Origin of the sequence: Streptomyces gardneri, assembly GCF_006539185.1 — a bacterium.
In the GTDB taxonomy this organism is placed as follows: domain Bacteria; phylum Actinomycetota; class Actinomycetes; order Streptomycetales; family Streptomycetaceae; genus Streptomyces; species Streptomyces gardneri.
In genome coordinates this window covers 55037-80989 of the sequence record NZ_BJMN01000042.1, presented here as the reverse complement: position 1 = coordinate 80989, position 25953 = coordinate 55037, and the positions used below count along the sequence as shown (strand labels likewise).

The 25953-nt window shown below is 73.5% G+C and carries 25 protein-coding genes and 1 pseudogene; 11 read left to right on the top strand and 15 right to left on the bottom strand.

Annotated elements, in window-relative coordinates:
• Positions 1 to 40: 40 nt before the first annotated feature.
• The 3 genes from SGA01_RS29650 to SGA01_RS29640 are packed head-to-tail and all read right to left on the bottom strand — an operon-like array spanning position 41 to position 2035.
• A complete protein-coding gene (locus SGA01_RS29650; RefSeq protein ID WP_141300192.1) occupies positions 41 to 424 on the bottom strand; it encodes a (2Fe-2S) ferredoxin domain-containing protein in 384 nt (127 codons plus the stop codon).
• Positions 421 to 942: an isochorismatase family protein gene (locus SGA01_RS29645; RefSeq protein ID WP_141300190.1), complete on the bottom strand. Its 522-nt coding sequence runs from the start codon at positions 940 to 942 to the stop codon at positions 421 to 423. The genes SGA01_RS29650 and SGA01_RS29645 overlap by 4 nt, the downstream gene beginning before the upstream one ends.
• 25 nt (positions 943 to 967) lie before the next feature.
• Positions 968 to 2035: a bile acid:sodium symporter family protein gene (locus SGA01_RS29640; protein ID WP_229917843.1), complete on the bottom strand. Its 1068-nt coding sequence runs from the start codon at positions 2033 to 2035 to the stop codon at positions 968 to 970.
• Positions 2036 to 2159: 124 nt separating this feature from the next.
• Between SGA01_RS29640 and SGA01_RS29635 the strand changes: the two genes are divergently transcribed.
• The 8 genes and pseudogenes from SGA01_RS29635 (at position 2160) to SGA01_RS29605 (ending at position 11644) form a co-directional block, all read left to right on the top strand.
• The gene (locus SGA01_RS29635; protein ID WP_255325284.1) at positions 2160 to 3044 is read left to right on the top strand and encodes a LysR substrate-binding domain-containing protein; all 885 of its coding nucleotides are present in this window, start codon (positions 2160 to 2162) and stop codon (positions 3042 to 3044) included.
• A gap of 369 nt (positions 3045 to 3413) precedes the next feature.
• A complete protein-coding gene (locus tag SGA01_RS29630; protein WP_141300186.1) occupies positions 3414 to 5243 on the top strand; it encodes an AMP-dependent synthetase/ligase in 1830 nt (609 codons plus the stop codon).
• A 134-nt stretch (positions 5244 to 5377) separates the two neighbouring features.
• Positions 5378 to 6646, top strand: coding sequence for an ABC transporter substrate-binding protein (locus tag SGA01_RS29625; RefSeq protein WP_141300184.1), 1269 nt, complete (start codon positions 5378 to 5380; stop codon positions 6644 to 6646).
• Positions 6647 to 6658: 12 nt separating this feature from the next.
• Entirely contained in the window at positions 6659 to 9502 is a 2844-nt protein-coding gene (locus tag SGA01_RS29620; protein ID WP_141300182.1) for an ABC transporter permease subunit, read from the top strand.
• A 32-nt stretch (positions 9503 to 9534) separates the two neighbouring features.
• Positions 9535 to 9993 (top strand): annotated as a pseudogene (locus SGA01_RS43110) (ATP-binding cassette domain-containing protein); the annotation flags it as partial.
• A gap of 63 nt (positions 9994 to 10056) precedes the next feature.
• Positions 10057 to 10257, top strand: a complete 201-nt coding sequence (locus tag SGA01_RS43105) for an ABC transporter ATP-binding protein C-terminal domain-containing protein (protein WP_435843317.1) — start codon at positions 10057 to 10059, stop codon at positions 10255 to 10257.
• 98 nt (positions 10258 to 10355) lie between these two features.
• A complete protein-coding gene (locus SGA01_RS29610; protein ID WP_055645930.1) occupies positions 10356 to 11150 on the top strand; it encodes an aldo/keto reductase in 795 nt (264 codons plus the stop codon).
• Between the two features lie 29 nt (positions 11151 to 11179).
• Positions 11180 to 11644 carry an RICIN domain-containing protein gene (locus SGA01_RS29605; protein WP_055640535.1) on the top strand — a complete coding sequence of 155 codons (465 nt, stop codon included), beginning with the start codon at positions 11180 to 11182 and terminating at the stop codon, positions 11642 to 11644.
• A gap of 17 nt (positions 11645 to 11661) precedes the next feature.
• Here SGA01_RS29605 and SGA01_RS29600 read toward each other — a convergent pair whose 3' ends face one another.
• Together SGA01_RS29600 and SGA01_RS29595 are read right to left on the bottom strand one after the other, a co-directional pair.
• A complete protein-coding gene (locus SGA01_RS29600; protein WP_141300178.1) occupies positions 11662 to 12603 on the bottom strand; it encodes a class I SAM-dependent methyltransferase in 942 nt (313 codons plus the stop codon).
• A gap of 89 nt (positions 12604 to 12692) precedes the next feature.
• Positions 12693 to 13625: an AraC family transcriptional regulator gene (locus tag SGA01_RS29595; RefSeq protein ID WP_141300176.1), complete on the bottom strand. Its 933-nt coding sequence runs from the start codon at positions 13623 to 13625 to the stop codon at positions 12693 to 12695.
• 100 nt (positions 13626 to 13725) lie between these two features.
• Here SGA01_RS29595 and SGA01_RS29590 point away from each other — a divergent pair, with 100 nt between their 5' ends.
• Positions 13726 to 14637 (top strand): NmrA family NAD(P)-binding protein, encoded by a 912-nt coding sequence (locus SGA01_RS29590; RefSeq protein WP_141300174.1) that lies wholly within the window; start codon positions 13726 to 13728, stop codon positions 14635 to 14637.
• Between the two features lie 61 nt (positions 14638 to 14698).
• Here SGA01_RS29590 and SGA01_RS29585 read toward each other — a convergent pair whose 3' ends face one another.
• The 3 genes from SGA01_RS29585 to SGA01_RS29575 form a co-directional block, all read right to left on the bottom strand.
• On the bottom strand, positions 14699 to 15649 hold the full coding sequence (locus SGA01_RS29585; protein WP_141300172.1) for a helix-turn-helix transcriptional regulator: 951 nt from the start codon (positions 15647 to 15649) through the stop codon (positions 14699 to 14701).
• A gap of 127 nt (positions 15650 to 15776) precedes the next feature.
• Positions 15777 to 16511, bottom strand: coding sequence for a class I SAM-dependent methyltransferase (locus SGA01_RS29580; RefSeq protein ID WP_141300226.1), 735 nt, complete (start codon positions 16509 to 16511; stop codon positions 15777 to 15779).
• A 59-nt stretch (positions 16512 to 16570) separates the two neighbouring features.
• The gene (locus SGA01_RS29575; protein WP_141300170.1) at positions 16571 to 16876 is read right to left on the bottom strand and encodes a 4a-hydroxytetrahydrobiopterin dehydratase; all 306 of its coding nucleotides are present in this window, start codon (positions 16874 to 16876) and stop codon (positions 16571 to 16573) included.
• A gap of 91 nt (positions 16877 to 16967) precedes the next feature.
• Between SGA01_RS29575 and SGA01_RS29570 the strand changes: the two genes are divergently transcribed.
• Complete coding sequence (locus tag SGA01_RS29570) at positions 16968 to 17786, top strand: helix-turn-helix domain-containing protein (RefSeq protein ID WP_055640541.1); 819 nt, start codon at positions 16968 to 16970, stop codon at positions 17784 to 17786.
• On the opposite strand, the gene SGA01_RS29565 is transcribed toward SGA01_RS29570, so the two are convergent.
• On the bottom strand, positions 17776 to 18198 hold the full coding sequence (locus tag SGA01_RS29565) for a hypothetical protein (protein ID WP_141300168.1): 423 nt from the start codon (positions 18196 to 18198) through the stop codon (positions 17776 to 17778). The two genes, SGA01_RS29570 and SGA01_RS29565, sit on opposite strands and share 11 nt — an antisense overlap.
• 231 nt (positions 18199 to 18429) lie before the next feature.
• On the bottom strand, positions 18430 to 18957 hold the full coding sequence (locus SGA01_RS29560; protein ID WP_218037853.1) for a hypothetical protein: 528 nt from the start codon (positions 18955 to 18957) through the stop codon (positions 18430 to 18432).
• A gap of 197 nt (positions 18958 to 19154) precedes the next feature.
• On the opposite strand from SGA01_RS29560, the gene SGA01_RS29555 reads away from it, so the two are divergent.
• The gene (locus SGA01_RS29555; RefSeq protein WP_141300166.1) at positions 19155 to 20357 is read left to right on the top strand and encodes a low temperature requirement protein A; all 1203 of its coding nucleotides are present in this window, start codon (positions 19155 to 19157) and stop codon (positions 20355 to 20357) included.
• 104 nt (positions 20358 to 20461) lie between these two features.
• Here SGA01_RS29555 and SGA01_RS29550 read toward each other — a convergent pair whose 3' ends face one another.
• The 5 genes from SGA01_RS29550 to SGA01_RS29535 all read right to left on the bottom strand — a co-directional run bounded on the left by SGA01_RS29550 (position 20462) and on the right by SGA01_RS29535 (position 25906).
• On the bottom strand, positions 20462 to 22330 hold the full coding sequence (locus SGA01_RS29550) for an alpha/beta hydrolase (protein ID WP_141300164.1): 1869 nt from the start codon (positions 22328 to 22330) through the stop codon (positions 20462 to 20464).
• Positions 22331 to 22448: 118 nt separating this feature from the next.
• Positions 22449 to 22601, bottom strand: a complete 153-nt coding sequence (locus SGA01_RS41240; protein ID WP_167534217.1) for a hypothetical protein — start codon at positions 22599 to 22601, stop codon at positions 22449 to 22451.
• A gap of 55 nt (positions 22602 to 22656) precedes the next feature.
• Positions 22657 to 23034 carry a hypothetical protein gene (locus SGA01_RS29545; protein WP_229917845.1) on the bottom strand — a complete coding sequence of 126 codons (378 nt, stop codon included), beginning with the start codon at positions 23032 to 23034 and terminating at the stop codon, positions 22657 to 22659.
• A gap of 161 nt (positions 23035 to 23195) precedes the next feature.
• Positions 23196 to 25274, bottom strand: a complete 2079-nt coding sequence (locus SGA01_RS29540) for a phage holin family protein (RefSeq protein ID WP_141300222.1) — start codon at positions 25272 to 25274, stop codon at positions 23196 to 23198.
• A gap of 227 nt (positions 25275 to 25501) precedes the next feature.
• A complete protein-coding gene (locus SGA01_RS29535; protein WP_055640546.1) occupies positions 25502 to 25906 on the bottom strand; it encodes a recombinase family protein in 405 nt (134 codons plus the stop codon).
• Between the last annotated feature and the right edge of the window lie 47 nt (positions 25907 to 25953).

Below are 25953 nucleotides of genomic sequence, written 5' to 3'. Positions count from 1 at the left end.
CGCCTCCCGCGTGCGGCACCGGCGCTGGTGGGTGCGGGGGTCAGTTCTTCGGCGGGTCGATCATCTGCAGGGCGAGGGTGGCCGGGGGCTCGGCGATGCCGGGGCCGCCGGCCTTCGTCCAGACGAGGATGTCGTCGAGGCAGTCGTCGTCGAGGGTGAAGCCGATCCAGGCGGCCCGGCCGCCGCGCCTGCGGCCCTCGGTGGAGGGCTGGACGACGATGATGTTGGCCTGGGCGCAGGGGCCGAGGCAGTCGCTCGTACGGACGGCGAGTCGGCCGCCGGAGGCCGCGGCGGCCTCGCGGAGCCGGGCGAGCTGGGCCGCGTGGTCGGTGCCGGGGTTCTTGCGGGCGTCGCCGCAGCAGCAGCCGCGGCAGACGACGAGGGAGCAGGGGCGGGCCCCGTACCGTATCGGGACTGGGGTCACGCGGGGCCGTCCAGGGTGATCGCCGAGACGGGTGCGACGGTGCCGAGGCGGGGGAAGTCGAGCTCGACGGAGGCCCGGTGTTCGTCGGCGGTGAGGGCGGTCATGGCGTCCTCGGCGAAGACGAGGTCGTAGCCGAGGTCGCCGGCGGCGCGGGCGGTGGACTCGACGCCGAGGTTGGTGGCGATGCCGCCGAGGACGAGGGTCGTGGCGCCGACTCCGGTGAGCAGTGCGTGGAGTCCCGTGTCGTGGAAGCCGCCGATGGTGCGCTTCACGACGACGTGGTCGCCGGCCTGGACGAGGTCGGGGACGAGCTCGCTGCCGGGCGGCTGGGTCGCGATGTTCGGCCGTTCGACGCGGATGTGGACGACGGGCGCTCCGGCGGCCCGGAAGGTGTCGGCGAGCCGGGCCGCGGCGGCGAGGACGTCGGTGCCGGGGCGCGGGGCGAGGGGCAGCGCGACGATCCGCTCCATCAGGTCGACGAGGACGAGTGCGGTGCGGCCGGGATCGAGAGAGGGCATGGGAGCACCGTAGCGGCCCGGATGATCATCGTGGGGCGGGTGGGGGTGTGATCCGGCCGACGGGTGCGGGGTGCGGGGCGGAGGTGGCCGGAAGCGGCTCCCTGGGGTCGTGGGAGCGGCGTCTGGCGATGACGGCGCAGACCATCAGCTGCATCTGGTGGAAGAGCATCAGCGGGAGTACGGCAAGGGAGGCGTGGGCGCCGAAGAGGACGCTGGCCATGGGAAGTCCGGCCGCGAGGCTCTTCTTGGAGCCGGCGAACTGGATGGCGACGCGGTCGGCCCGGTCGAAGCCGAGGCGCTTCGCCCCGTACCAGGTCAGGGTCAGCATGACGGCGAGGAGGACGGCCTCGACGGCGAGGAGCAGCCCGAGGCGTGCCGGGGTCACGAGCTGCCAGACGCCGGCGACCATGCCCTGGCTGAAGGCGGTGTAGACGACGAGGAGGATCGAGCCCCGGTCGACGCGGCCGAGGATCTTCTTGTGGCGGACGAGGAAGCCGCCGACCCAGCGGCGCAGGAGCTGTCCGGCGAGGAAGGGCACGAGGAGCTGGAGGACGATCTTCAGGAGGGAGTCGGCGGAGAGGCCGCCGGTGCTGCCGCCGAGGAGGAGGGCGGCGAGGAGCGGGGTCAGGACGATGCCGGCGAGGGAGGAGAAGGAGCCGGCGCAGATCGCGGCGGGAACGTTTCCGCGGGCGATGGAGGTGAAGGCGATGGAGGACTGGATGGTGGAGGGCACGAGGCAGAGGAAGAGCAGTCCGCTGAAGAGCTGCGGGGTGAGCACGGTGGGGACGAGGCCTCGTGCGGCGAGTCCGAGGAGCGGGAAGAGCAGGAAGGTGCAGGCGAGGACGGTGAGGTGGAGTCGCCAGTGCCGGAGGCCGTCGAGTGCCTCGCGGGTGGAGAGCCGGGCCCCGTAGAGGAAGAAGAGCAGTGCCACGGCCGCGGTAGAGGCGCCCTTCGCGACGGTGGCGGCGGCCCCGGACGCGGGCAGCAGCGCGGCGAGGCCGACGGTGCCGAGCAGCGCCAGGACGAACGCGTCGACGGGGAGCCGGGACGGCAGGCGGGGTGCGGGGATGCGGAGGGGGGTGCGGCGGTTCATGGGCTTCAGCTCTGTGGAGTACGGGGTGCCCTTCCATCCTGGTCCAGCGGGTGGTGATCGGGAATCCCGTACAGCGCTCTGACTGTCATCGCGATCCGTGATGAGCGAGGGGTACGGTCGTCCTGTGTACGAACCGACGCAGTTGCGCACGTTTCTCGCCGTGGCCCAGACGCTGAGCTTCACGCAGGCCGCGCGGCGGCTGGGCGTGCGGCAGTCGACGGTCAGCCAGCACGTCCGTCGCCTCGAGGAGGCGACGGGGCGTCCTCTCTTCTCGCGGGACACGCACAGTGTGGAGCTGACGGAGGACGGTGAGGCGATGCTGGGTTTCGCGCGCGCGATCCTCCAGGCGCACGAGCGGGCCGCGGCGTGGTTCGGCGGGACGCGGCTGCGGGGGCGGCTGCGGTTCGGGGCGTCGGAGGACTTCGTGACGACGCGGCTGCCGGAGATCCTGGAGTCCTTCCGGCGCGAGCACCCCGAGGTCGACCTGGAGCTGACGGTCGAGCTGTCGGGGACGCTCCAGGCGCGGCTGGCGCAGGGCCGGCTGGATCTGATCCTGGCGAAGCGGCGCGGTGAGGGGGGCGAGGGCGGTGAGGAGAGCGAGGGGCGGCTCGTCTGGCAGGACTCGCTGATCTGGATCGGGGCGCCGGGGCTGCGGGTCGAGCCGGACCGGCCGGTGCCGCTCATCCTGTTCCCGCCGCCGGGCATCACGCGGGCGCGGGCGTTGGAGGCGTTGCAGGCGCAGGGCCGGGCGTGGCGGATCGCGTGTACGAGTTCCAGCCTGAGCGCGAACGTCGCGGCGGCGCGGGCGGGGCTCGGGGTGATGGCGCACACGCGGGGCCTGGTGCCGGAGGGGCTCGTCCCGGTGCCGGCGCGTGCGGGGCTTCCGGAGCTGGGCGAGGTCGGTTTCGTGCTGTTGCGGGGGCGGCGGGGCGGTGCGACGCAGGAGGCGGCGGACGCGCTGGCGGAGGCGATCCTGGCGGGCGGCGACCGCCTGCACCGACCGCGCTGATCCGGGGCGCGGGCGGGGCGGGGCGCGGGTCTTCGGAAGCCCGTTCGGATCGGCCATGTCGGCTTCGTACCGCCCTTCCGTGCGCAGGGGGTACAGATTCCGTGGAGATTCGCGCCGGGTGGACGTACCGAGCGGTCTGCAATGCACCCGCCGTACCCGCGACTTGGTCTCCTCACCCGCCCTGACCTGTAGGAACGCGGAATGTCCCGGCTTGGTGAAGGCCCTCCCGCCGGGCAGGCGGGTGGGGTACCGTCACCCGCGCCGTACGGAGCGCGACAGCGGTCCCTTTCAGCCATCGAGCGACGAGCCGGCGAGGGCCTACCCGACCCTGATCCGCCGGGCAGGCCCTGAGGAAGGGAGAGCAGGCCAGTGCGCGAGTTCACCGTGCCGCCCGTCGCGGCGGCACCTCAGGTCGGCGGTCTGGCGGACGCCGTGTTCGAGCATGCTCTCGCCGACCCGGACCGGGTCGCGTTCGGCCGCAAGGGCCCGGACGGGGAGTGGCGGGACGTGACGTCCGCGATGTTCCGGGACGAGGTCCTCGGTCTCGCGAAGGGGCTGATCGCGCAGGGTGTGCGGTTCGGCGACCGGGTCGCGATCATGTCCCGTACCCGCTACGAGTGGACGCTCTTCGACTTCGCGCTGTGGACGCTGGGCGCGCAGCCCGTGCCGATCTATCCGACGTCCTCCGCCGAGCAGGTCTTCTGGATGCTGCACGACTCCGAGGTCACGGCGTGTGTGGTGGAGCACGAGGACCACGCGATGACGATCGGGTCGGTGATCGACCGGCTCCCCCGGCTCCAGCGCCTGTGGCAGCTGGACTCGGGGGCGGGAGCCGTGGCCGAGCTGACGGCGGCGGGCGCGGAGATCGACGAGGACGTCGTGCAGCGGCACCGGCGGGCGGTGACGCCCGAGTCGGTGGCCACGGTCATCTACACCTCGGGGACGACGGGCCGCCCGAAGGGCTGTGTGATCACCCACGCGAACTTCATGTTCGAGTCGGACATGCTGACCGGCCGCTGGGACCCGGTCTTCCGGTCCCGGCCCGGGGAGCAGGCGTCGACCCTGCTGTTCCTGCCGCTGGCGCACGTCTTCGGGCGGATGGTGGAGGTGGCGGCGGTCCGGGCCGGGGTGAAGCTGGGGCACCAGCCCGTGATGGCGGCCGCGGAGCTGCTGCCGGATCTGGCGGCGTTCCGGCCGAGTTTCGTCCTCGCCGTCCCGTACGTCTTCGAGAAGGTCTTCCACGCGGCCCGGCGCAAGGCGGAGCGCGAGGGGCGTGCGGCGCCCTTCGACAAGGCCGTGGAGGTGGCGGTCGCGTACGCAGAGGCGCTGGAGCACAAGGCGTTCGGCACGGGCCCGGGTCCGTCGGCCGCGCTGCGCGTGCAGCACCAGTTCTTCGAGAAGACGGTGTACGGGAAGGTCCGCGCCGCGCTGGGCGGGCGGATGCGGCACGCGATGTCGGGCGGCTCGGCGATGGCCCGCCGGCAGGGCCTGTTCTTCGCGGGCGCCGGGATCACGGTCTTCGAGGGGTACGGGCTGACCGAGTCGTCCGCCGCGGCCACCGCGAACCCGCCGGAGCGGACGCGGTACGGCACGGTCGGGCAGCCGGTCCCGGGGACGACGGTGCACATCGCGGAGGACGGCGAGGTGTGGCTGCACGGCGGGCAGGTGTTCTCCGGTTACCTGAACGACCCTCGGTCGACCTCCGCCGTCCTCAACGACGGCTGGCTGGCCACGGGTGACCTGGGGTCGCTCGACGAGGACGGCTATCTGACGATCACCGGGCGGAAGAAGGAGATCCTGGTGACCTCGGGCGGCAAGAGCGTCGCGCCGTCGGGTCTGGAGGAGCGGGTGCGGGCGCATCCGCTGATCGCCCAGTGCATCGTCGTGGGCAACGACCGGCCCTACATCGCCGCGTTGGTGACGATCGACCAGGAGGCGGTGGAGCACTGGCTCGCGATGCAGGGGCGGGTGCCGCTGTCGCCGGCCGAGCTGGTGCGCGATCCGTCGCTGGAGACGGAAATCCGGCGGGGTGTGGTGGCGGCCAACACGCTGGTGTCGCAGGCGGAGTCGATCCGTACGTTCCGGATCCTGGCGCATCCGTTCAGCGAGGAGCACGGGCTGCTGACTCCTTCGCTGAAGCTGAAGCGGAAGGCGATCGAGCGGGCGTACGCGGCGGAGGTCGAGGCGCTGTACGGGTGACGGGGCCCGGCCGAGTAGTGACGGGGGCGCCGGCCGAGCAGTTCTGACGCATCATCAATTGACGTTGCGTCAGTTATTGACGGTTCATCAGCTCGGTCACAGAATGCGGTCACCCGACGGAGGGACGACCGAACGTGCTGCGACCGATCCGCACCCTCGCCGCCGCATCAGCGGCCCTGCTCCTCGCCACCGCCTGCAACTCGGCCTCCACCGGCGGGACTTCGGAGAAGCCCGGCGCCCCCGGAGCATCCGTACGCGGAGTCACCGCCGACGCGATCAAGGTCGGCGGCATCGTCTCCATGACCACCGCGAGCGGCTACTCCAAGAAGGACACCGATCTCGGCGCCAAGGCGCGCTACGACCGGGCCAACGCCGAGGGCGGTGTCAACGGCCGCAGGATCGACTACCTGGGCGCCGAGGACGACGGCCAGGACCCGGCCAGGAACCTCGCGGCGGCGCGCAAGCTCGTCCAGCAGGACAAGGTCTTCGCCGTCTCCCCCATGAGCTCGGTCACCTTCGCCGGAGCCGACTTCCTCGACGGCCAGAAGGTCCCCACCGTCGGCTGGGGCACGCTTCCCTCGTTCTGCGGACCGAAGCACATCTACGGCTTCAACGGCTGCCTCGTCCCGACCCCGGGCGGCACCCTCAACCAGACCTGGCCGGAGGGGCTCGCCACCGTCCTCGGCGGCGCCCGGGGGAAGTCGGTCGCGCTGATCGCCGGCGACAGCGACGCGGGCAAGTTCGGCATCCGTACCTTCACCCAGGGCTTCAAGGCGGCCGGCTTCACCCTCGCGTACGCCAAGGCCTCGGTGCCCGCGACCTCCATGCCGAGCGACTGGTCGGCGTACACCAAGGAGATCCTCCGCTCGGGTCCCGGCGGCTCCGCGCCCGACGCCGTCGTCTCGGTGATGCAGACCCCGTACAACATCGGCCTGTTCACCGCGCTCAAGCGGTCAGGCTACAAGGGCGTCATCTCCGACCCGACCGACTACGACCCGGGGCTGCTCGCGAAGGACGCGACACGGCAGGCGCTCGACGGGGTGCACGTGCTGCTGCAGTTCCAGCCCTTCGAGGCGTACAGCCCCGCGATGACGCAGTTCAAGGCGGACATCAAGAAGGCAGCCGGCGGGAAGGATGTGCCGCTCAACATGCACATGATGACGGGGTACATGTCGGCCGACCTCTTCCTGTCCATCGCCGCGAAGGCGGGCAAGGAGCTGACCGTCGAGTCCTTCCAGAAGGCCGCGAGCGGCTTCTCCGACACCGGCACGCTCGTCGGCGACCGCGCCGAGCCCAAGGGGCAGAAGGAGAGCTTCGGCTGCGGGGCGCTCGTCCGGCTGAAGAACGGCCGCTACGAGGTGGCGGTGCCGTTCAAGTGCTATCCGGCGATCCCCTTCGGCTAGGGGCGCCTCGCCGTGGGTGACCTGCTGGGCTTCGTGCTGAGCGGGCTGGTCTCGGGCGCGCTGTACGCGCTGCTCGCGACCGGCCTCGTGCTCTCGTACTCCGCCTCCGGACTCTTCAACTTCGCGCATGGCGCCACCGCCTACCTGTGCGCGCTCGCCTTCTACGAGCTCCACTCCGGCTTCGGCTGGCCCGCCGTGCCGACGGCGCTGCTGCTCGTGTGCGTCGTCGCGCCCGCGCTCGGCTGGGGCCTTGACCGGCTGATGTTCCGCAAGCTGGCCCGGGTCGGCGAGACGGCGCAGATCGTGGCCACGATCGGCCTGCTGGTCGCCCTGCCGGCGGCCGGCCTGTGGGTGGTCGAGCTCCTGGAGCGGGCCGGCGCCCCGGTCCAGCCCGCCGAGAACCAGTTCGGGCTCCCCGGGGTGGGCCCGAGCCCCGCGGTGTCGTGGCAACCCCTCGACGGCGTCGGCATCGACTCCGACCAGCTGATCACCTGGGTCGCGACGGCCCTGGTGGCGGCCGGTCTGTGGGTCCTGATGCGGCACACCCGGCTCGGTCTGCGGCTGCGGGCGGCCGTCGACAACCGCTCGCTGACGGAGCTGCGGGGCATCAGCGCGGACCGGCTGTCCTCGATCGCGTGGATGCTGTCCTCGGGCCTCGCGGGTCTCGCCGGGGTCCTCGCGACCCCGCTCCTCGGCCTCTCCGCCCACGACTACACACTGTTCCTGTTCGTCTCCGCGACCGCGGCGGTGCTCGGGCGGTTCCTCTCCGTGCCGCTCGCGTTCGCGGGCGGGCTCGGACTCGGCGTGCTGCAGAACCTGGTGGCGGGGTACGCCTCGTTCGCCGAGGACATCACCGGCTTCCGTACGGCGGTGCCGTTCCTGATCCTCTTCGGCGGCCTCGTCGTCCTGGCGCGGCGGCGGCGCGCGGCGGGCACGGCCGCCGCAGATCCACCGCCGGTCGACTACCTCGCCGGGAAGGGCCGGGGCCGCCGATGGGGGGCCTGGGTGGTGGCGGGCGCACTCCTCGCGACGGCCTTCTACACGGTCACCACGCCGTTCTGGTCGGGGATCCTCGCGCAGGGCCTCGCGATCGGTCTCGTCTTCATGTCGTTCACGGTGGTCACGGGGCTCGGTGCGATGGTGTCGCTCGCCCAGGCGACGTTCGTGACGGGGGCGGCGCTGGTGGCGGGTCTCCTTATGAGCCGCGGCTGGCCCTTCGTGGCGGCGGCCGCGGTCGGTACGGCCGCGGCGGCGCTGCTCGGCGCGGTGGTCGCGCTGCCCGCGCTGCGGCTGGGCGGCCGGTCGCTGGCGCTGGCCACGCTGGCCCTCGCGTTCCTGGCGGACCAGGTGCTGTTCCAGGTGGGGTGGCTGCGCAACGGGGACACGGGCTGGGAGATCCCGCGTCCCGTCCTCGGCCCGCTGGACCTCGGCGACGACCGGGCGCTGGGGGTCGCGCTGGTCCTGCTGTCCGGGGCGGTCGTGTGGCTGCTGACCCTGCTGCGCGGCTCCCGCTGGGGCCGGGCCGTGCTCGCGGTCCGCTCGGCGCCGGAGGCCGCCGCGGCCTCCGGGGTGTCGGTGGTCCGCACGAAGCTCCTCGTCTTCACGGTGTCGGCGGGCCTCGCGGGCTTCGGGGGCGTGCTGTACGCCTCGTACAACACGCGGATCACGGCGACGGACTTCACGGCGATGACGGGCCTGGTGTGGCTGGCGGTCGTGGTCGCGGCGGGGGTCCGGCGTCCGCAGTTCGCCGTGGTGGCCGGGCTGGCCTTCGCGGTGGTCCCGCACCTGCTGGCGACCTATGTGACGGAGTCCGCGCATCTGCCGGTGATCCTCTTCGGCCTCGCGGGCCTGGCCCTCGCGAACGACCCGGACGGGTACTGCGCGGCGCTGCCTTCGCGGTGGGCGGCGCGGGCGGCGGCTGTACGGGGGCGGGGTGACGCCCCGCCGGCGGCGGTGGAGGTGCCGGCGGCGGTGGCGGTGGCGGTGGCGGTGGCGGTTCCCGTGCCCGAGCAGGCACCGGCGCCCGAGTCGGCGTCCGATTCGTCGCGCGCCCCGGCGCTCGACCCGGCGCTCGATTCGTCGCGCGACCCGGTTCCCGCCGGAACCACGGCCATCCGCCGGGGACCCCGCGAGCCGGTGCCGAGGCCCGGATCCGAGCCGCCCGCGCTCGCGTTGCGCGGAGTGCGGGCCGGGTACGGGGGCGCGGCGGTGGTGCACGGGGTCGACCTGGAGGTGCGCGGCGGGGAGGTGCTCGTGCTGCTCGGACCCAACGGGGCGGGCAAGTCGACCCTGTGCCGGGTGGCCGCCGGCCTGCTCCGGCCGTCCGCCGGGCACGTACGGGTGGGGGGCCTGGACGCCACCCGGGACGACACCGTCCGGCGGGCCCGGCGTGGGGTGCGGCTCGCGCCCGAGGGGCGGGGGATCTTCGCCGGGCTGTCCATCGAGGAGAACCTGGCCCTGCAACTGCCCGCGCCCGAGGACCGGGACGCCGTGTACGCGCGTTTTCCCGCGCTCGCCTCCCGCCGCTCCGTCGCCGCAGGCTCCCTGTCCGGCGGCGAACAGCAGATCCTGGCGCTCGCCCCGCTCCTCCAGCGCCCGCCCACCGTCCTCGTCGCCGACGAGCCCTCCCTCGGGCTCGCGCCCCGCGTCGTGGACGAGGTCTTCCGCCTCCTCACCGAGCTGCGGGCGAGCGGCACGGCGCTGCTCCTCGTCGAGGAGAAGGCGGCCGAGGTCCTCGGTGTCGCCGACACCGTCGCGTACCTCTCACAGGGCGGGATCGCCTGGTCCGGGCCGCGCTCCGAGGTGGACACGGACCGGCTCGCCGAGGCCTATCTGGGGACGGGAGTCCGTCGATGACGAGTGCGCTGCTCCACGCCGGCGGGATCGGCGTCCGCTTCGGCGGCGTCCACGCCCTGCGGGACGTGACCATCTCCGTACGCCCCGGGGAGGTCTGCGGACTCATCGGGCCGAACGGCGCCGGCAAGACCACGCTGTTCGACGTGCTGTCCGGCATCCGTCGGCCCGACGGCGGAAGCGTCACGTTCGCGGGCGAGGACATCACCCGCCGCTCCCCCGTGTGGCGGGCCCGCCACGGCATCCGCCGCACCTTCCAGCGCCAGCAGCTCTTCGGGCAGCTGACGGTGGCCGACAACCTGGTGGTGGCCCAGGACTGGCGGAGCGGGCTGCGGCCGGGGACGCGCCGCCACCGCGAGCGGGCCGACGCCGTGCTCCGCGAGTGCGGGCTCGACGCGCTCACCGGCTCGTACGCGGGCGCGCTGCCGGTCGGGCAGGCCCGGATGGTCGAGCTCGCCCGGGCCCTCGCCGACCCGCCCCGTGTGCTCCTCCTCGACGAACCCGCCTCCGGGACGACCGCCGAGGAGCGCCGTCGACTCGCCGTCGTCGTCCGCCACATGGCCGAGGAGGAGAACTGCGCGGTACTGCTCGTCGAGCACAACGTGGGCTTCGTGATGGAGCTGTGCTCGCGCGTCGTGGTCCTGGACCTCGGCCGCGTCCTGGCCGAGGGGACGGCCGCCGAGGTCCGGTCCGACCCGGCCGTACGCGAGGCGTACCTCGGAGCGGCTCCACGCGCGGCGGAATGCGACGGGGGCTGAGATCGTTGCCCCAGGGAGTAATCCGACGACGTTAGGAACGACCGCACGTGAGCACGGACAGCAAGGTCCCTTCCCTCACCCTGAACAACGGCGTGCCGATGCCGCAGCTGGGCTTCGGCGTGTGGCAGGTGCCGGACGACGAGGCGGCGACGGCCGTGGCCACCGCCCTGGAGGCCGGCTACCGCTCGATCGACACGGCCGCGATCTACCAGAACGAGCGGGGCACCGGGCAGGCCGTGGCCGCCTCGGGGATCCCGCGCGAGGAGCTGTTCGTCACCACCAAGCTGTGGAACAGCGACCAGGGTTACGACGCGACGATGCGCGCCTTCGACGCCTCGCTGGAGAAGCTGGGCCTCGACCACGTCGACCTGTACCTGATCCACTGGCCGCTGCCGTCGAAGGACACGTACGTCGACACGTACCGGGCCTTCGAGAAGATCCACGCGGACGGGCGGGCGCGGGCGATCGGCGTCTCGAACTTCCTTCCCGAGCACCTGGAGCGGCTGATCGGCGAGACGTCCGTCGTGCCGGCCGTCAACCAGATCGAGCTCCACCCGCAGCTCCAGCAGTCGGCCTCGCGCGAGGCGCACGCCCGGCACGGCATCGCGACGGAGGCGTGGTCGCCGCTCGGCCAGGGCAAGGGGATCCTGGAGGTTCCGGCGATCGTGGCGATCGCGCGGAAGCACGGGCGGACGCCGGCCCAGGTGGTGCTGCGCTGGCATCTCCAGCTGGGGAACGTGGTGATCCCGAAGTCGGTGACCCCCTCGCGCATCCGCGAGAACATCGACGTCTTCGACTTCACGCTCGACCCGGAGGACCTGGCGGCGATCGCCGCGCTCGACGAGAACCGTCGTATCGGGCCGGACCCGGCGGAGTTCCACGTCGGCGCGTGAGCGGGCGTACGAGAGAGGGGGAACGGACCGTGAGTGGTGCTCCGAGTCCCGTCGAGGACGGTCTCTACCGGGTACGGAACGTGGCGAGCGGGCTGCTTCTCGAGGTGCCCGGAGGGTCGGCCCGCAGTGGCGCCAAGATGCACCAGGGGGTCGAGGACGGCGCCCCCGGGCAGCACTGGCACATCGCGACGGTGCCGAACGGCGGCGGCCTCTACCACCTGGTCAACGCGGCCAGCGGCAAGCGGCTCGACGTCATGAACGCGTCCACGGAGAACGGCGCGCTGATCCAGCAGTGGAAGCCGAACAACTTCGGCGCGCAGGAGTGGATCATCGAGCAGGACCTCCAGTCGCCGGGGACGGTGGCGCTCGTGAGCTTCGTCAGCGGGCTGTACCTGGAGGTCGCGGACGGCTCGCGGGAGGTGGGCGCGTCCGTACGGCAGTGGGAGGACACCGACTCCCCCTCCCAGTGGTGGCAGTTGGAGCCGGTGTCCTGAAGGCCGCGCCCGGGCCGTCAGCCCTTGCGGGCAGTGTGGACGGTCCGGGCCGTCAGATGGAAGAGGTCCGTGCGGTGGTGCAGGGACTTCTCGTCGGCCGGGTCGAGGAGCCGGTCGAGCGTCTTGCGGTCGTCCGCGTCGATCCGGTCGCCGAAGCCCTCGCGGAACCGCTGGTAGTGCGAGACGGCCAGCTCCCGGACGACCGGGGAGACGGGCGCGGGGACGTCCGTGAGGAAGGTGCGGGTGCCCGCGGGGGTGAGGCCGGCGTCGGCGAGGAGCGCCCGCCAGTCGTCCGGCTCGTCGACGGAGCCGGGAAGCCCGGCGCGCATCTCGCCGAACCAGTAGGCGTGGGCGGCGTCGAGGCGGGCTTCGAGGCCCGGTCGGCCGATGCCGATGTGCCAGGGCAGGTGGCGGGTGGGCAGGCCGCCCTCGACGAGCGCGATCATACCGCCGGGGCGCAGGAGGCCCGCGAACTCCGCGAGCGCGGCCCGCTGGTCGCCGATGTGGTGCAGGGAGTTGCCCGCCCAGACGAGGTCGGCCTCGCCGAGAATGCCGATGGCTTCGGGGAGTTCGGCGTGGAGGGTGGAGACGCGGGCGCCGAGGCCACGGGCCTCGGCACGGTCGCGGGCCCGTACGAGGAGTTCGGGGCTGCCGTCGACGGCGACGGTCTCGGCGACCGGGAAGGCCTCCGCGAGCAGGCTGGTGACGACACCGGGACCGCTGCCGATGTCGAGGACGCGCCGGACGCCGTGGACCGGGGCGAGCGTGCCGAGCCAGGCGGCGGCCTCGGTGTAGGCGGGACTCGCGATCTCGGCCTGCCGCTCCAGGAGCAGGGCCATCTCGCTCCAGTCCAGGTGGGTGCCGTCGTGGTGGTGGCCCGGGCTGTGGTCGTGGCTCTGCTGGTTGTGCTGGTTCTGCCCGTGGTCGTGGCCCTGGTGGGATGCGTGGTGCTGGCTCATGGTTCCAGGGTGCGGCGAGGCGCCCGGATGCGCGAGAAATGTTGCCGGTCCGGCAAAGAGTCTCCTGTTCATGTCGCCGGCCGGAGCGCTCAGCTCCGGGCGCGGTGCTCCTGCGGGCTGACGCCGCGTACCCGTTTGAAGGCGGCGCTCAGGGCGAAGGCGCCGCTGTATCCGACCTGTCGGGCGACCGCCTCGACGGTGGCGTCCGTCTCGCGCAGCAGATCGGCGGCGAGCGCGAGCCGCCAGTCCGTGAGGTACGCCATCGGGGTCTCGCCGACGAGCTCGGCGAAGCGGCGGGCGAGCGCGGCCCGGGAGACGCCGGACTTCGCCGCGAGCGAGGCGACGGTCCAGGGGTGGGCGGGGTCGTTCTGGAGGAGCCGCAGCGCCCGGCCGACGACCGGATCGCCCATGGCCTTGTACCAGGCGGGCGCCTCGGCTCCGGGCCGGGAGAACCAGGCGCGGACGACGGCGATGAGCAGCAGGTCGAGGACCCGGTCGAGGACGACGGTCTGGCCGGGTTCGTCGCGGGCGATCTCCTCGTCGAGGAAGGGCATCAGGGGGCAGGTCCACACGTCGGCGGGCAGGTGGAGCAGGGTCGGCAGGGCGTCGAGCAGCCGGCGGCCGACCTCGCCGTCCATCCGGTAGGTGCCGACGAGGACGGTGTTGCGGCCGTCCGGGGCGTTGCCCCAGGTCCGGACGCCGAGGCGCATGGTCTGGGCGAGCGGCTCCCCGCTGAGGGTGGTGCAGCCGCCGTCGGGACCGATGCGGGCGCGGGGCGGGGCGTCGGGGGCGCCGGCGACGGTGTACGGCTCCGGGCCGCGGGCGATGGCGATGTCGCCGGGCCGCAGGAGGACGGGTTCGCCGGCGTCGGGGACGACCCAGGCCTCGCCCTCGGTGACGCACATGAGGCAGAGGGGCGCGCCGTCCTCGATGCGGACGGACCAGGGCGGCTCCATGATCATGCGGAGCAGGAAGGCGCCCTTGGCGCGGGGCCCGTCGAGGAGTCCGGCGAGTGCGTCCATGGTCGGCAAGCGTAGGCGCTGCGCGGGGGTGAGACGGAGGCGTAGGCGGATGAGACTGCGGAGCATGGGCGGGAGCGGCGCTGGACGGGAGTCTTGAGCCATGACGACGAACACGCAGAACACGCAGAGCACGCAGAACAACCAGTCCGTTCAGGCCGTTCAGGCCGCGCCCGGCGCACGGACGGTCCTCGTCACGAGCGCCTCCGGCAAGACCGGGCGGCGGGTGGCCGATCGGCTCGGGGCGCTCGGGGTGACCGTCCGCGCCGGGTCCCGTACCGGATCGACTCCCTTCGACTGGGAGGCCCCGGAGACCTGGGGTCCGGCGCTCCGGGGGTCGGACGCCGCGTACGTGGCCTACTACCCGGACCTCGCGGCCCCGGGAGCGGCGGACGCGATGAGCGTCTTCGGCGAGCTCGCCGCCGAGAGCGGGGTGCGGCACCTGACGCTGCTGTCCGGGCGCGGGGAGCCCGAGGCGGTCGTGGCGGAGGAGGCGCTGCGGAAGGCGGCGAGCGGGGTCGAACTGACCGTCGTACGAGCCTCGTTCTTCGCGCAGAACTTCTCCGAGGGGCTGCTCGCGGAGGGCGTCGCGGAGGGGACGCTGGTCTTCCCCGCAGGGGACACGGCGGAGCCGTTCATCGACGCGGACGACCTCGCGGACGTGGTCGTCGCGACCCTGACGGCGGACGGGCACGCGGGGCGGGTGCACGAGGTGACGGGGCCGCGGCCGGTGTCCTTCGCCGAGGTGGCGGCGGAGATCTCGCGCGTCTCGGGTCGCCCGGTGGCCTACGAGGCGATGCCGGAGGAGGAGTACGCCGCGCTCCTCATTGGGTTCGGTCTGCCGGCCCCGGAGGCCGAGTGGCTCGCGGCGCTGTTCGCGACGCTCCTCGACGGCCACAACGCCTCGGCGACGGACGGGGTGAAGCGGATCCTGGGCCGCGAGCCGCGCTCGTTCGCCACGTTCGCGGCGGAGGCCTGGGGCGGTACGGCGACCGGGAGCGGTCCGGGGGCCTGAGGCGGGCCGGGGGCCTGAGGCGGGCCGGGGGCCTGAGGTGGGCCGGGGGCCTGAGGCCGCCTCAGGTGTACCGCTGTGCGAGCGTCCGTACGGTCTCCGCCATGCGGGTGCGGAGCTCCTCGGGGGCCAGGACCTCCACGTCGGTGCCGAGTGCGAGGAAGGTGTCGTGGGCGTGCTCGGTCGATTCGACGGGGAGGGTGGCCCGGGTCCAGCCGTCGGGCTCCGGGACGCCGGTCGCGGCGAGCGCCCGGGCGGCGGCGCCGGTCAGCCGGGCCGCACCGGCCGCGGAGACGCGGACGAGCGCCTCGCCCCGGTGCAGCCGGGCGTGGAAGTCGGCCTGGCTCGCGCGCCAGTGCCCTGCCAGGTCGAAGCCCTCCGGGATGGTGGCCTCCTCGTCGGTGACGGTGAGGTCGAGGATCTGGTCGACGCGGTAGGTCCGGGGGCCGGGCCCCGCGATCAGGTACCAGCGGCCCGCCTTGAGGACGAGGCCGTACGGTTCGAGGCGCCGGTCGACGTCGGTCGGCGCCGTCCAGCGCCGGTAGCGGAGCTCCAGCACCCGGCCGGCGCGGACCGCGTCGGCGACCTGTGGAAGGAACGGAGCCTCGTGGCCCTCGTCGTACCAGCCGGGGGCGTCGATGTGGAAGCGGGCGCGCAGCCGGTCGACGTGCTCGCGCAGCGGCGCCGGGAGGCCCGCGCGCAGTTTCAGCTGGGCGTCGGCGAAGTGCGGTCCGAGCCCCAGCCCTTCGGCGGCGCCGGGCATGCCGGCGAGGACGAGCGCCTCGGCCTCGCGGCTGAACAGGTCGGTGAGGTGGGAGCGGTGCCCGGCGAGGAGCCGGTAGCCGCCGCGGTGTCCGGCGTCCCCGTAGAGCGGCACCCCGGCGAGGTGCAGTGACTCGACGTCGCGGTAGACGGTGCGTACGGAGACCTCCAGCTCCGCGGCGAGCTCGGCGGCGGTCATCCGGCCCCGGGTGCGGAGCAGCAGAAGGATCGAGATGAGTCGGCTGGACTTCACTGACACAAGGTGTCAGTGAAGTCCTCCTGCAGTCCAGCCATGGCGGAGACGGCGCGCTGGGAGCAGGCGTTCGCGTCCGCCGGCCGGGAGGGCGGGGCGGAGTGGGTGACGAACTGGGTGATGGAGTTCAGCCGCGCTTGACGAAGCTGGCCAGCCGGTAGCGAGGGTCGTCACGGGGGCGGTCCTGGTCCGGGAGGGCGGCGAGGGCGGCGGCGAGTGTCTCGGTGGACGTCGGGTCGCCGTCGTACCAGGAGGCGAAGTAGCCGCTGCGCAGCCTTCGCACGGTGTCGTCGGGGGTGCGGCCTTGTCCGTGGCCGGTGAAGTGGTCGCCCGGGGCGGGGTCGAGGCCGTGGGCGGTAGCGTGACGGGTGATCAGGTCCGAGCGGTCTCCGGCGTCGGTCTCCGAGCGGTGGGGGCGGAGGATCTCGTCGATGTCGCTGCCGACGTCGTGGGCGGCGTCCTTGTCGACGGTGGCGATCAGGACACCGCCGGGGCGCAGGACGCGGGCGGCTTCGGCGACGATCTCCGGGGCGAAGGGGACGAGGTGCAGCAGCCAGACGGCGGAGACCGCGTCCACGGAGGCGTCGGGCAGCGGCAGTCGCCGGGCGTCGGCGCGGACGGTCCGGCCCGGCAGGCGCCCGGCGGCCGCCCGCAGCATCGCGTGGGCGGCGTCGGCCCCGTACACGCGCAGACCGGCCCTGGTGAGGCGTTCGGTGACGAGGCCGGTGCCGCAGGCGACGTCGAGAAGCGTGCGCGCGCCGGGCGGCACGAGGCGCAGCACGGCCTCGGCCGCGGCCTCGGCGCGGGGCACGCCTCCGCGGGTCCGGTCGTAGTGCGCCGCCTCGGCCTCGTAGTCGAGCATGGTGTCCGCCATGCGGATGATCTTACGTACGGAAGAGAGGAACAGAAGAGAACGGCCGGTCAGTTGGCGCCGTGGCCCGGTGCGATCCCCTCGACGCGCTCGGCGAGCCGGAAGTCCAGCTCGGTGACGGCCCCGCCGACGGAGTGGGTGTTCACGGACACGGCCACGGTGTTGTAGCCGAGGGTCAGGTCGGAGTGGTGGTCGAGCTCCTGCTGGATCTGGGCCACGTGCACGACGAGGGCGGTCGCGGCGAAGTGGTCGCCGAGCCGGTAGGTGCGGATGAGACGGTCGCTCTCGACGGACCACCCGGGGAGTTCCCGCAGTCGGTCCTCGATCTCCTTCTGCGACAAAGGCTGTGTGGGCACGGTGGTGCTCCCTCCGGTCGGGTGGTGCGTGGTGCGGGACGGGGTCCCCCGGGGAAGCTACCCGGGTCCCCCACTGGGATACCGTCTGGCCATGACGACTGTCGTGAGCGACACGGGGGTAGGGCCGTTGCTGCGCGGATGGCGTGAGCAGCGGAGACTGAGTCAGCTGGAGCTCGCGCTGCGCGCCGACTCCTCGGCGCGGCACATCTCCTTCGTGGAGACGGGCCGCTCCCGGCCGAGCGAGGAGATGGTCCTCAGACTCGCCGAGCACCTGGACGTGCCCGTGCGGGAGCGGAACGCGCTGCTGCTCGCCGCCGGTTACGCCCCCCGGTACACGGAGTCGCCGCTCGGCGCCCCGCACCTGGAGGTGCTGCGCGAGGGCATCGAGCGGCTGCTGCGGGGATACGAGCCGTATCCGGCGTTCGTGGTGGACGGCTCGTACACGGTGGTGGCGGCCAACCGGGGCATCGGGCTGCTGCTCGACGGGCTCCCGGAGCATCTGCTCGCCCCGCCGCTGAACGCGATGCGCCTCACCCTCCACCCGGAGGGCCTCGCGCCGAGGATCCGGAACCTGCGGGAGTGGCGGGGGCATCTGCTGGCCCAGATGGAGCGGCAGATCGCCCTGGCCCGGTCGGAGGCGCTGCGCGAGCTGTACGAGGAGGTGGCGGCGTATCCGCTGCCGCCGGGTGCGGAGGAGGAGAGCGAGCCGGACGCGGAGCCGTATCCGTACATCGCGCTGCCGATGCGGATCGAGCACGACGGGCGGATCCTGTCGTTCGTGTCGTCGATCTCGACGTTCAACACTCCGATGGACGTGACCGTCGCCGAGCTGGCCATCGAGACGCTGCTCCCGGCCGACGCGGAGACGGTCGCGTACCTCCAGGCCCTGGCCGCCGAGGTCAGCGAGTAGCGGCGACGGCGCGCAGGGCGGTCCACTGGAGCAGGGCGAACCCGGCGACGGTGGCCGCCTGCATCGGCGTCCACAGCAGGCCGGCGGTGGTCGGCTCCAGCCAGGCGAAGAGGGCGACGATGCTCAGGACGGCCCAGAGGGCGTTGAGGTCGATGACGAGCTTGACGCCGAGGGCCGGGGGCTGGGGGCGGCTCGCGAGCCAGGCGACGCCGGCGGCGTACGCGGTGAGGAAGAGACCGAGTTCGAGCAGCAGGGCCGCGTCGATACCGAGGAGCTCACCGAGCGGCCCGGAGGCCGCGAAATAGGCGAGACCGTTGGCCCCGGTGACGAGCGCGTCGAGGGCGAGGAAACGGCGCACCGCGGTCTGCGGCCGGGTGGTGCGGGCGAGACCGGTCATCAGGGCCTGGGACATGGCGGATCACCCTCCATGGGGGACGTTCGGGCTGGTGGTGGATCCGGAGCCCGAGCGGAGTGCGCCGCCCGGGTTCCGGTGTTCATGAGCATGCCGCGCGACCGCGGAGGGGTCGATTACCTACGAGGTAATGCGGAGCCTCCCTGAGCCTCGAACGACCGCCTGCTCCCTCACACCCAAGAGCCCCCCTCCTGACCGACGGGGGCGAGGAGGGTTCCTGCCGGGCAGGCCCTATTCCCAGCGGCTCGGATCGTGGACGGCCCGGGTCCACTGGGTCTCGAACTCCTCTTGGCCGATCACGAACGGCACCCACGCGGGGTCGTAGCGGTCCACCCACGGCGGGTTGAAGGGCCAGTCCTCCGGGGTGCTCCGGTAGGCCGTTCCGTCCTCGGTCAGCTCGACCTGGCGGAGCCGACGACCGTCGGGGCCGACCTCGATCAGGTAGACCATCGGGTCGTCGTCCTCGTCCCAACGGCGGCGCAGGTACAGCAGGTTCCGGCCGGCCAAGGCGCCGAAGCCCGGCATACCGCGCTGGGTATCCCGTTCGGCTCGGGCCTCGGCCAAGCCGGGTGGTGCCGTCGGTCCATCGACGTCGGCCTCGTCAAGACCCCACGTCTCGGCCTCCGCGAGAGTGGCCTCGCTGTGCACGACCTCCACGTCCGCGAAGGTCTCCAGCACCTCCTGTTCGGACCGGGCGTGGACCCACCACCAGCTGCCGCCCATGCCGTAGTCGTGCAGGACCAGAAAACGCGTCTTCAACGCAGCGTCGGAAGGGACCACCCGCACACCCTAGGGTGCACCTGGCCACCTTCGAATGCCGGTGGCTAGGGCGGCCGGTGGGCGAGGAGTCGGGTGGGCGGGGGTCGGAGTCCGGACAGGCGTGTCGCACGGTCCTTTGCGTGAGTAGTCTTCGCGCCGGGGTGGCCGGGACCGGTCCCTCGGAGGGGGAGATGCACATGGCATGGAACAGGGAACGGGCTCTCATCGTGGCCACCGTGGACGATCACCGGGTGACGCCTGCGGAGCTCTTCTTCGACCTCGTGTTCGTGTACGCGATCACGCAGGTCACCGCCCTCATGGCGGTGCATCCCTCACCGGTGGGGGTGGTCGGCGGGATGGTCGTGCTGGCGCTGCTGTGGTGGTGCTGGTGCTGCTTCGCGTGGCTGGGAAACGTCGTACGGGCCGACTCCGGTGGGGTGTTCGCCGTCCTCGTCACCGTCATGGCCGTCGTCCTGATCGTGTCCCTCGCCGTGCCCGAGGTCTTCGCGGACGCGCCCGGCGGACTCTCGGCCCCGCTCGTGTTCGTCCTCTGTTACGGCGCGGTGCGCGTCCTGCACCTGGCCTCCTACTGGCTCTCCAGTCCCGGGGACGCGAAGCTGCGCGCCACCCTGCGTCGCACGGCGCTGGTGTCCGTACTGCCGCCCCTCGTCCTGCTGTTGATCGGCAGCGCCTACAGCGGCAAGGTCCAACTCCTGCTGTGGATCAGCGCGGTGGCCGTCGACTACGGCGGTATCTACGTCACCGGCTCGTCCGGCTGGCGGGTCACCTCCCCCGGGCACTTCGCCGAACGCCACGGCCTGATCGTGATCATCGCCCTCGGCGAGTCCATCGTCGCGATGGGCGTCGGGGTCTCGGGCTTCCCCCTCACGTTCCCCGTCCTCGGCGCCTCGGCCGCCGGGCTGCTGCTCGCGGCCGGCCTGTGGCGGCTGTACTTCCGGCAGCTCGGCGAGGCCGCCGAGCACCGGCTCGACGGACTCGACGGCGACGACCGCACCCGCTTCGCCCGGGACGTGTACACCTTCCTCCATCTGCCGCTGGTCGCGGGCATCGTGCTCTGCGCGCTCGGTATGAAGAAGGTCCTCCAACAGGTCGCCGACACCGGCCACTACGGCCTCGCCGAGCCCCTGCACGGGGTCGTCGCCTGGTCCCTCACCGGAGGCGTCGGCATCTTCCTGCTCGGCGCCGCCGCGATCGTGCTGCGCACGACGGGCCGCCGACCGACCGCCCTGGCCGTCGGCGGGGGGTGCTGCCTCGCGGCGGGGCCGCTCGTCGGGCTCGTCCCGGCCCTGCCCGCGCTCGCGGTCCTCGCCACCACGACGACGGTGCTCGTCACCCTGCACGGCCGGCGCAGCCCGGCGGCGCTCACGACGGTGGCGTAGGGCGGAAGGGTCGTCCTCCTGTTGGGCTGAAGGGTTGTCCCGTCGGGCTGAGGTGTCGTCCTGCCGGGGGCTGACAGCAGGGCGGACGGCCGGCGTCGAGTGGGTCAGTACGCGGCCTTGCGGTGGCGGATGAAGGCGCGCAGGCGGGTCGTGTCGGCGGCGGTCCAGTCGGGTGGCGGCAGGACCGCCGCCCAGCCGTCGACGGCGCCGGCCCCGTACCGGTGGCCGTGCGGGGCGTCGACGCCGTAGGAGACGGTCATGTCGACGGAGGTCTGCCAGAAGGCGACGAAGGGGAACCAGCCGATCTCGGGGGTCACGTCGGGGCCGAGCGGTTCGTCGAGCCATTCGGGGCGGTCGAGGAGCAGTTCGGGCGACCACCAGACGACGGGGTCGGAGGCGTTCTGCAGGTAGACCGCGCGCGGCCGTTCCCAGTCGGCGGCGGGGCGTTCGAGGTCGGTACGGGGGAACTGCGCGAAGCGGATGTGGGCGCCGCCGCGGTACTCGGGACGCCAGACCGGACTGCCCGGGTCGCGGTCGCGGCGGATCTCCCGGGAGATCGGCGAGAAGTGGGGCGGGCCCATCAGGAGGGCGCCGTCGGTACCGGCGAGGAGCGCGTCGGCGGTGCCGAAGGAGGCCTCGACGGCGTAGGCGCCGAGGCTCTCGCCCGTGACGACGAGCTTCGGCCGCCGGTCGGCGGGGAGGGTGTCGAGGCGGGCACGGACGGCGTCGAGGAGGGCCCGGGTGGCCTGCCCGGCCTTCTCCTTGTCGACGAGGAAGGAGACCCAGCTCGGGAGGTACGAGTACTGGACGGCGACGATCGCGGTGTCGCCGCCGTACATGTACTCCAGCGCCTCGGCGACGTTCGGGTCGATCCAGCCGGTGCCGGTCGTCCCGGCGACGGCGAGGACGGCGCGGTCGAAGGCGCCGGTCCGTTCGAGTTCGCGGACGGCGAGGCGCGCCTGGGCGGCGAACGGCCGGTCGTCGGTGAAGGCGGCGGGCAGCGCGGAGGGCACGTACACGCGGACCGGTTCGCGGGCGGGCCGGCCGGTCCAGGCCGTGAGGGCGGAGCGGGTGGGTGTGGAGCCGGTGAAGTTGCGGCCCTGGTAGCCGAGGTCCTGCCACGGGACGAGGGAGCCGGGGCCGCCGGTGACGTGTCGGGAGGCGGGGCGTCGGATGCCGTCCTTGGTGCCGTCGTTGGTGGCCTCGGCGATGCGGTCGGCGAGGTCGACGACGCCCCGGTCGAAGACGACGTCGCGGACGCCGACGAGGACGACGAGGGCGGAGAGGGTCGCGCCGACGGCGAAGGCGACGGGGCGCGGCAGGAGCTTGCCGAGGAGCCGGATGAGGGTGACCGCTCCGAGCCGGACGGAGCGGGCGACGAGGAGGGCCGTGAGGAGGAGGCCGAGGGCGATCAGCGCGATCATCGGCGTGTGCCAGGTGAGGGTGGGCGGGAGGCCTTGGAGGACCCGGAGCTGACGCTGCATCCGGGCGCTCTCGGAGATGAGCCAGACGGCGAGGACCGGGCTGAGCAGCCAGTACGCCTGCCAGCAGCGGGTGCGTGCCTTCTCGGACGGTCGGCGGCGCACGAGGGCGCGGAAGAGCCAGGCGAGGGTGGAGCCGAGGGCGTAGCCGATGGCGGCGGTGATGCCGCCGACGATCCCCTGGAGATACCAGGGCCGGGGCACGAGGGAGGGGGTGAGGCTGGACCAGAAGAAGACGGTGGCTAAGAGGAGCGCGGTGAGGTCGGGCCAGCGGCGTATGCGGTACGCGGGGTCGGGGCGGTCCCAGTAGGGGCGCCGCGCGAAGGCGAGGAGGCGGGCGGCGGGGCGGGGGGCGGCACGTGCGTCGGCTCGGATGTCCGATTCGGTGGTCGTTCGGGCGGCGGCGTCGGTGGTCTTCGCGGTGTCGGGGCCCGGGCCGGACGCGGGTCCGGCGGACCGATCGGGGCTGGTGTTCCGGTCGGTCGAGGTCATCGGATCAGCCTCGTACGCCCGTACACCCGCCCGCAAATCGAATATCCGCCGCGGCCCGCGTCCGGCCCGGTCCGCGTCCGGCCCGGTCCGAGGCGTCTCGGTCCGCTTCCGCCGGTGCTCAGCGGGCGCGGTCCTCCCGGGGGGTGGGCGGCTCGGTCGCCGGGGTGGGTGCCGGTTCGGCGGGTTCGGTGGAGCGGTGGTCGGCGCGCTGGGCGCGGGAGGCCTCGGCGCGCAGCAGGGCCTGGAGGACGGCGTACGGGTCGACGGGCATGGCGGAACTCCTCGCGGGGGGGTGATGTAGGGGGCTGCCGGGAGGTGCGGGCCTCTCAGCAGCGCATCACCACGCGCCGGGGCGCGTCGCCACGCGGGGTGGGTACGGGAGCGGGGGCGGCGGTACGGGAGCGCCGCCGGGCGGTACGGGGGCGGCGGCGCGCCGGGGCGGGCCGGAGGCGCGTGCGGCGGCGCCTGGCCCGGCCGGGGAGCCCGGCCTCCGCGGCCGCCGGGTCGAAGGTCTCGCCGCCCTGGTCGGAGGCGGGGGCGGCGGTCGCGGCGCGGAGCTCGACTCCGCCTGCGAGGGCTCCTGCCGCGCCGGCGCCGAGGAGCGCGGCGAGGATCAGGAGGAGCGCGAGCCATCGGGGTCCGCCCGGCGCGGGGCGCGTCCGGCGGCCCGCCGGGTTGGCGGGCGTCGCGGTCGGCTCGGGCACGGGGCTCACGGAGATCCGTACTGCCCCGCCCGGGTCCGCGCGCGGCGCTCCGGGCGCGAGATCCGCCCGGGCGGCCTACGCCCGGGCCCCGGATTCACCGCACCGGCGGTCACGGCGCGGGCTCGTCCTTCCGGCTCCCGGCCTCCGGCGCGCCGACGGTGTCAGTGGTTCTTGTCCTGTACGACGCCGCCGTCGACCGGAAGGTGCTGTTCCGATCGGCTCGTGGGCGGGGAGATCCCCAGCGGCACCTGCGGGCCCGAGGACTCGCGCAGCCAGCGGCGCAGCACCCGGTGGATCCGCTCCGCGCCGACCAGCTCCTCCCCCTCGCCGACGGGCGGCGACAGCTCCGGTGGCGAGAGCAGGAAGGGGTGCGACTGCTCGCCGCCGAGACCGCCGTGCGAGCCGATCTGCTCCTCGAAGGCGTGCACGGTGCCGGTCGCCGGGTCGTACATCGAGTTGATCATGACGTCCGCGACGTGCGGGAAGCCGTCCGTGCGGCGCACGGCGTCCGCCGCGCCCCGGCCGAAGACGGCCAGCGGACCCTCGTCGGTGAGCTCGGCGACCGGCACCTCCACGCCGTCGCGGGCCAGGACGAGCGAGCCGTGCTCGGCGCTCGCCACGAGCACGAAGCCGACGCCCGGGTGGTGGGCGAGGGTCCGCAGGAGCGCCGGGTGGCGCCGGTCGATCTCCTCGCGGGTCATCCGGTGCGGGACGTCGGGGAAGGAGATCAGGCCGAGGTTGCCCGAGGCGAGGACCAGCGGCTCGGAGGGCTTGACGGGCAGTTCGCGCGCCGTCTCGCCGTTCTCGTCCAGCGGCCGGTGCAGGGCGCTGCGCAGCGCGTCCCTGGCGGCGTCGCGCGCCTCGGAACCACTGCGGGTGCGGCGGACTCGGCGCGGCACGGGCAGCCCGCACCCGGCCCGTACGAGCTCCTTGAGCGAGAGGCCGTACGCCGACTCGAAGGTCTCTCCCGGGCTCTGCCCGTGGTCGGAGAGGAGCACGATCCGGTACGGGCGCGGCGCGTGCTCGGCGACGGTCTCGATCAGCGCGACCGCGCGGTCGAGGCGGCGCAGCACCTGGTCCGTGTCCCGGCCGTGCGGCCCGGAGTGGTGGGCCACCTCGTCGTACGCGACGAGGTCGGCGTAGACCGCGGTCCGCCCGGCCAGCATGTCCCCCATCACCGCGGAGACCACCACGTCCCGCTCGACGACCGTCGCGAAGGCGCGGACGAAGGGGTACGTGCCGCCGCGCGAGACCCTCGGGGTCTCACGGCGCAGCAGCGCCCGGGTCGACTGGCACACCTCGCGGACGCACTCGGTGACGAGCGAGCCGGCGGTGCGGACGGCGTTGGCGGGATCGGAGAAGTACGCGAAGTAGCCCGCCCGGGAGCGGTTGCGACTGCCACGCCGCGCGGCCATCGACAGGACCAGGGCGAGCTGGTCGGCGCCGCCGCTGAAGAGGTTGCCGCGGGAGGCTCCGTCGAGGGTGAGCAGCCCGCCGTCCCCGGTGCGGCGCACGGCCCGCCGCTGGAGCTCGACGGCGCTCGCTGGGCGGTTCGACACCATGAGCCGCCCGGTGTCCTTCTCGTACCAGCGGAAGGCGGGCACGTCCTCGTTGGTGCCGTGCAGGATGCCGAGCTGGCTGGCGCCGGTCTGGCTGGACCAGTCGGTCCGCCAGGGGGTGAGCCGGTGGCCGGAGTCGAGCCAGCCGGCGACGGTCGGCATGAGCCCGTCGGCCACGGCGGTGCGCAGGACGTGGTGGCCGACGCCGTCGAGCTGGAGGAAGACGGTGCCGGGGGCGGCCCCCGGCGAGTCCTCGGGGTCGCGGGGGCGGGTGCGGCCGGTGAGCCGGTAGAGGCGGCGACGGTAGGCGTCGTCGTCGCGGACGGCGAGGGCCGTGGCGGTCGCGGAGGCGACGGCGGACATGACGGCGGCGACCACGACGGCGGTCTCGGGGTCGGCGGCGCCGCGCCCGTCGGGGATCAGCCAGAGCGCGACGAGCAGCAGCGAGCCGTTGAGGAAGAAGACGAGCAGACCGAGGACGAGCGCCGGGACGAGGAGGAGGGCGCGGACGATCACCGGCCACACGAGCGCGCCGAGCAGACCGAAGACGCCCGCGGCGGTGGCGGCGGTGACGGCCGTCCTGGTCATGCTGTCGCCGTCAGCGGACTGGAGCTCGAAGTCGGGGAGCGCTCCGGCGAGGGCGAGCATGGTGAGGGTGGACACCGCCCAGACCACGATCATCCGCACCACCGCGCTGCCCGCGGTACGCCACCGCCCGGCGCCGCCCCATCGCCCGTCTCCCACGCCCGATTCACCTTTCGCCCGTTTCCTGCCTCAAGCGTGGCACAACGCCCACGGTCAAGGCGGAAAACGGGTGACGCTGAACGGCCCGGGTGTGTCAGGTCGCAACGGCGCTGATGTGTGTCAGGTCGTACGGTGCGATGTCAGGTCAGGTGTCAGGTGTCAGGTCAGGAACCGTCGTACCCGGCGGTGGGCATGGAGAGCCGCCGGTGGACTCCGGCCTTGGCCGCCGTGTCGTACGCCGGTTCGTCGAGGCCGACGGTCTCGACCCGCACCCCGCGGCGCTCGCACTCGGCGCGGAAGCCGGACACCGAGGTCAACGCGCGGGCGAGGACCCGCTCGTTGGCGGCGACGAAGAGGTCGACCTCGCCCGCCTCCACGTCCTGCCACAGCGCCGCGTGGTCGGGACGGATGCCGTAGAAGAGGAGTTGGCGGGCGAGCACGTACCCCTTGTCGACGGCCCAGCGGGCGCACAGCTCGTGCTGGCCGCGCGTGTCCACCAGGAAGGGGTCGCTGTCCAGCTCTTCGAGCGGGGTGAGGCTGGCGATCGCCGCCACCCGAACGTCGTCCATGGACCGACCCTACTGGGGATCTGCACGGCCGAACATCCTCCGGAGCA

Bases quoted from the DNA above. Each gene is read 5' to 3' on its own strand.
- SGA01_RS41240 (WP_167534217.1), bottom strand. From the start codon at position 22,601: ATGCCCGTCGACCCGTACGCCGTCCTCCAGGCCCTGCTGCGCGCCGAG.
- SGA01_RS29535 (WP_055640546.1), bottom strand. From the start codon at position 25,906: ATGGACGACGTTCGGGTGGCGGCGATCGCCAGCCTCACCCCGCTCGAA.
- SGA01_RS29570 (WP_055640541.1), top strand. From the start codon at position 16,968: ATGACGACTGTCGTGAGCGACACGGGGGTAGGGCCGTTGCTGCGCGGA.
- SGA01_RS29555 (WP_141300166.1), top strand. From the start codon at position 19,155: ATGGCATGGAACAGGGAACGGGCTCTCATCGTGGCCACCGTGGACGAT.
- SGA01_RS29595 (WP_141300176.1), bottom strand. From the start codon at position 13,625: ATGGACGCACTCGCCGGACTCCTCGACGGGCCCCGCGCCAAGGGCGCC.
- SGA01_RS29580 (WP_141300226.1), bottom strand. From the start codon at position 16,511: ATGCTCGACTACGAGGCCGAGGCGGCGCACTACGACCGGACCCGCGGA.
- SGA01_RS29600 (WP_141300178.1), bottom strand. From the start codon at position 12,603: ATGAGCCAGCACCACGCATCCCACCAGGGCCACGACCACGGGCAGAAC.
- SGA01_RS29540 (WP_141300222.1), bottom strand. From the start codon at position 25,274: ATGATCGTGGTCTGGGCGGTGTCCACCCTCACCATGCTCGCCCTCGCC.
- SGA01_RS29640 (WP_229917843.1), bottom strand. From the start codon at position 2,035: ATGAACCGCCGCACCCCCCTCCGCATCCCCGCACCCCGCCTGCCGTCC.
- SGA01_RS29550 (WP_141300164.1), bottom strand. From the start codon at position 22,330: ATGACCTCGACCGACCGGAACACCAGCCCCGATCGGTCCGCCGGACCC.
- SGA01_RS29590 (WP_141300174.1), top strand. From the start codon at position 13,726: ATGACGACGAACACGCAGAACACGCAGAGCACGCAGAACAACCAGTCC.
- SGA01_RS29610 (WP_055645930.1), top strand. From the start codon at position 10,356: ATGCCGCAGCTGGGCTTCGGCGTGTGGCAGGTGCCGGACGACGAGGCG.
- SGA01_RS29645 (WP_141300190.1), bottom strand. From the start codon at position 942: ATGCCCTCTCTCGATCCCGGCCGCACCGCACTCGTCCTCGTCGACCTG.
- SGA01_RS29565 (WP_141300168.1), bottom strand. From the start codon at position 18,198: ATGTCCCAGGCCCTGATGACCGGTCTCGCCCGCACCACCCGGCCGCAG.
- SGA01_RS43105 (WP_435843317.1), top strand. From the start codon at position 10,057: ATGGCCGAGGAGGAGAACTGCGCGGTACTGCTCGTCGAGCACAACGTG.